The following is a 5,195-nucleotide window of genomic DNA, read 5'->3' as shown; positions in this document are numbered from 1 at the left end:
AGTGTAAAGCTGTAGTAAAGGTTCACGGGGTCTTTCCGTCTTTCCGCAGCTACGCCGCATCTTCACAGCGATTTCAACTTCACTGAGTCTCGGGTCGAGACAGTGGGGCCAGCGTTACGCCATTCGTGCAGGTCGGAACTTACCCGACAAGGAATTTCGCTACCTTAGGACCGTTCTTAACGTTACGAACAACATACCATTCATGCCGTTCGCGAAGACAACCGGGCTTCGGACCCGATTGCTTCCTGCATATCGCTATGCAGCTCGGACTGTATCATCCGCCAGAAGGGCTTCTGGGGCTTGGCGTGCAGTCTCTGAGGATTCCCTTACCTCAAACAACTCTGTGATCGAGTCATCTGAGTACTTACGTCTCCTTGCACCGCCGTCGTTCATATCGCGACGAATCGCAAGAATTTCATCGATGCCTTCCCTCGATAGGTGGCGTCCTTCCTGAATGAGCCGCGCGATCTGCCTGAACTTAGCAAAGTCGCGCTGCTTCTTCGCAGAGAGGAATCCGAACCGATCGAAGAACGGGATTACATTCTCGACGATCGCGGTGAAAGTATTGACCTCGTAGTACCAGACGCCGTCAGCCCTGGTCCGCATCGTCCCGCATTTCAAGTGCTCAACGAACAAGATCAGAACGACCCTGTCACGCTGGGACACGTTGAAGCACAGAGATGCTTTCCACGGCATCGCATAGTCTGCCCGCTTTCTAAAGGACACATTGAAGCTGCCCTCACCATCGGTGAAGCCAGCCAGGTAGTGGCCGATATCAGGCGGAACTTGCGAGACGTCTAGCACGGCAAGAGCCTTTCCTGCTGATTGTCCGCACCTCGTGGATTGTCACTGCCGCTCACAACGGCGAGTACCCGAGGATTCTCGGAGTTTCCAGCATATAGCCAAGTTTATTTACGTAACTACAACATTGGTCCTGGGAATCTCTGCATCGGAGTTGCTATCTCTATAGTTACGGCCGCCGTTTACCGGGGCTTCGATCAGGAGCTTCGCCTTGCGGCTGACCCCATCAATTAACCTTCCGGCACCGGGCAGGCGTCAGACCCTATACATCCACTTACGTGTTAGCAGAGTCCTGTGTTTTTGGTAAACAGTCGCAGCCCCCGATTACCTGTGACCTTCTGGAGCTTGTGGAGTAAATCCACTCACCCCAGGAGGCATACCTTCTCCCGAAGTTACGGTATCAACTTGCAGAGTTCCTTAACCCGAGTTCTCTCAAGCGCCTTAGGAGATCATCTCCTCACCCACCAGTGTCGGTTTACGGTACGGACAATTCCAACCTGAAGCTTAGAGGCTTTTCCCGGAAGCGTGGCGTCGATCACTTCGGAGACCGAAGTCTCCTCGTACTCAGTTCTCGGTGTTGAATGACCCTCCGGATTTGCCAGGAAGATCCACCTACGGCCTTGAACGGCACTGCTGCCGCTGATCTAGCCTTCTCCGTCACCCCATCGCAGTTGGAATCGGTGCAGGAATGTTAACCTGCTTTCCATCGACTACACCTTTCGGTCTCGCCTTAGGATCCGACTCACCCTCAGCCGATTAACGTGGCTCAGGAAACCTTGGGTTTTCGGCGAGCGGGTTTTTCACCCGCTTTAACGTTACTCATGTCAGCATTCGCACTTCTCATACCTCCAGCATGCCTCGCAGCACACCTTCGCAGGCTTAGAGAACGCTCCCCTACCGCGTACAGATCCGAAGACCTGCACACCCATAGCTTCGGTGCTCGGCTTAGCCCCGTTAAATCTTCCGCGCGAGCCGACTAGACCAGTGAGCTATTACGCTTTCTTTAAAGGATGGCTGCTTCTAAGCCAACCTCCTGGCTGTCTATGCCTTCTCACATCGTTTACCACTTAGCCGAAACTTTGGGACCTTAGCTGATGGTCTGGGTTATTTCCCTCTTCACGACGGACGTTAGCACCCGCCGTGTGTCTCCCGAGTATCACTTCAGGGTATTCGGAGTTTGCATGGAGTCGGTAGGCCGAGATGGCCCCCTTCTCCAAACAGTGCTCTACCCCCCTGAGTGTTGACTCGAGGCACTACCTAAATAGCTTTCGGGGAGAACCAGCTATCGCCAGCCTTGATTAGCCTTTCACTCCTATCCACAACTCATCGACGCACTATTGCAACAGTGGTTCGTTCGGACCTCCAACCAGTGTTACCTGGTCTTCATCCTGGTCATGGATAGATCGACTGGCTTCGGGTCTATTCCCAGCGACTGTGACGCCCGTTTAAGACTCGGTTTCCCTACGGCTCCCCTATTCGGTTAGCCTCGCCACTGAAAATAACTCGCTGACCCATTATACAAAAGGTACGCCGTCACCCCTTGCGGGGCTCCGACTGCTTGTACGCATACGGTTTCAGGTTCTATTTCACTCCCCTCTCCGGGGTTCTTTTCGCCTTTCCCTCACGGTACTGGTTCACTATCGGTCGGTAGAGAGTATTTAGCCTTCGAGGATGGTCCCCCGATGTTCAGACAAGATTGCACGTGTCTCGTCCTACTCTTCGTCGCTCACGGGATTGTGCTTTCGTATACAGGGCTATCACCTTCTTTGGCCAGACTTTCCAGACTGTTCCACTAGCACTCACCCGATTACCACGACTGGGCTGGTCCCCGTTCGCTCGCCACTACTAGGGGAATCTCGGTTGATTTCTTTTCCTCCGGCTACTGAGATGTTTCAATTCGCCGGGTTTGCTTCCAACACCTATGAATTCAGTGTTGGATACCTCTTGCGAGGTGGGTTTCCCCATTCGGAAATTGCCGGGTCAAAGCTCGTTTGCCAGCTCGCCGACACTTATCGCAGGCTACCACGTCCTTCATCGCCTTCTACCGCCAAGGCATCCGCCATATGCGCTTACTCGCTTGACCATATAACCCCAAGGAGTCTGGGGATATGGAGCTGATTCACATTGCGAACGCGACATTTTCAAGCTTGAGTCAAAGAAACACTTTCGCTTGAAAACTTAGCGTCAAAACAAAAACTTCTCCGGATTGTTAAAGAGCAGACGATGCGCTCATTGGCATCGCCGCTTTGATCCCGCCTCGCGGCGCGATCACGGGAGCACATGACAACCGATCGCCGGTCTCGGCCATGAGCTCGCGTCATCACGCGGCGCGGATCTGGGCGGGGAGCTGGTGGAGCCAGCCGGGATCGAACCGGCGACCTCCTGCTTGCAAAGCAGGCGCTCTCCCAGCTGAGCTATGGCCCCTGGTCTATAGGCGCAAATCGTTCCCGACGATTTGCGCGGACATTACTCCGTAGACCGCGGGCGAAAAGCGTGGTTTTCGCCCGCTACTCCTGGTCCTGGTGGGTCTGGGAGGAGTTGCACCTCCGACCTCACCCTTATCAGGGGTGCGCTCTAACTAACTGAGCTACAGACCCAACTCTGCAGCCCTCAGAAAGCCAACAAGCGCCGACGGGCCGCCGCCCCAATGTGTTGGACAGGTAACTTGTGCTGGGAACTCGCGCCTTTGTGAATAAGGCGCTGGTCTCTTGAAAGGAGGTGATCCAGCCGCACGTTCCCGTACGGCTACCTTGTTACGACTTCACCCCAGTCATTGACCACACCGTGGTAGGCGCCCCCCTTGCGGTCAGGCTACCTGCTTCTGGTGCAGTAAACTTCCATGGTGTGACGGGCGGTGTGTACAAGACCCGGGAACGTATTCACCGCAGCAATGCTGATCTGCGATTACTAGCGATTCCGACTTCATGGAGTCGAGTTGCAGACTCCAATCCGGACTACGATAGATTTTCTGGGATTGGCTCCCGCTCGCGCGTTGGCAACCCTCTGTATCTACCATTGTAGCACGTGTGTAGCCCTGGTCATAAAGGCCATGATGACTTGACGTCATCCCCACCTTCCTCCGGTTTGTCACCGGCGGTCTCCTTAGAGTGCCCAACTGAATGATGGCAACTAAGGACAAGGGTTGCGCTCGTTGCGGGACTTAACCCAACATCTCACGACACGAGCTGACGACAGCCATGCAGCACCTGTCTCTGGGCTCCTTGCGGCACTCCCATATCTCTACGGGATTCCCAGGATGTCAAGACCAGGTAAGGTTCTTCGCGTTGCATCGAATTAAACCACATGCTCCACCGCTTGTGCGGGTCCCCGTCAATTCCTTTGAGTTTCAACCTTGCGGCCGTACTCCCCAGGCGGAGAACTTAGCGCGTTAGCTACGACACTGGGAGGCTTACCCCCTCAACGTCTAGTTCTCATCGTTTATGGCATGGACTACCAGGGTATCTAATCCTGTTTGCTCCCCATGCTTTCGTACCTGAACGTCGGTGCTGGACCAGGAAGCCGCTTTCGCCACTGGTGTTCCTTCCGATATCTACGCATTTCACCGCTACACCGGAAATTCCGCTTCCCTCTTCCGCACCCTAGCTGAACAGTCTCGAATGCCATTCCCAGGTTGAGCCCGGGGCTTTCACATCCGACTTATCCAACCGTCTACGTACGCTTTACGCCCAGTAATTCCGATTAACGCTTGCACCCTCTGTATTACCGCGGCTGCTGGCACAGAGTTAGCCGGTGCTTTTTCTGTGGGTTAGGTCAAGACCCAGAGGTGTTAGCCCTGAGCTTTTCATCCCCACTAAAAGTGCTTTACAACCCGCAGGCCTTCTTCACACACGCGGCGTCGCTGGATCAGGGTTTCCCCCATTGTCCAATATTCCCCACTGCTGCCTCCCGTAGGAGTCTGGGCCGTGTCTCAGTCCCAGTGTGGCTGGTCGTCCTCTCAGACCAGCTACGGATCGTCGCCTTGGTAGGCCGTTACCCTACCAACTAGCTAATCCGGCTTCGGCTCATCCATCGGCGCGAGGTCTTGCGATCCCCCGCTTTCCCCCGAAGGGCTCATGCGGAATTAGCCAACCTTTCGGCTGGTTATTCCCCACCATTGGGCAGATTCCGAAGCGTTACTCACCCGTTCGCCGCTCGTCAGCACGTATTGCTACGCCTGTTACCGCTCGACTTGCATGTGTTAGGCACGCCGCCAGCGTTCAATCTGAGCCAGGATCAAACTCTTCACTTGAAGATTTTGAGAATCAACATCGAAGAGTAAATCCAAAAATGGCTCCAACTACTGCTGGACATCTTTGGTCACTCGGTCTTGCGCCAAAGGCACATCGACGCGAGTCCCCACACAAATTACCTGCCAAACTTTTAAAGAGCACCCG

2 tRNA genes and 2 rRNA genes are annotated in these 5,195 nt (G+C 54.6%); all 4 read right to left on the bottom strand.

What is annotated here, in order from left to right:
* Positions 1-2,885 (bottom strand): 23S ribosomal RNA (locus VGS11_04150); the annotation flags it as partial.
* 264 nt (positions 2,886-3,149) lie between these two features.
* Positions 3,150-3,225 (bottom strand) — tRNA-Ala (locus VGS11_04145).
* Between the two features lie 96 nt (positions 3,226-3,321).
* Positions 3,322-3,398, bottom strand: a tRNA-Ile gene (locus tag VGS11_04140).
* Between the two features lie 116 nt (positions 3,399-3,514).
* Positions 3,515-5,045, bottom strand: a 16S ribosomal RNA gene (locus VGS11_04135).
* Between the last annotated feature and the right edge of the window lie 150 nt (positions 5,046-5,195).

Source organism: Candidatus Bathyarchaeia archaeon, from assembly GCA_035935655.1.
In the GTDB taxonomy this organism is placed as follows: domain Archaea; phylum Thermoproteota; class Bathyarchaeia; order 40CM-2-53-6; family 40CM-2-53-6; genus 40CM-2-53-6.
The sequence above is the reverse complement of the archived record's forward strand: the minus strand, read 5'-3'. Positions and strand labels throughout refer to the sequence as shown.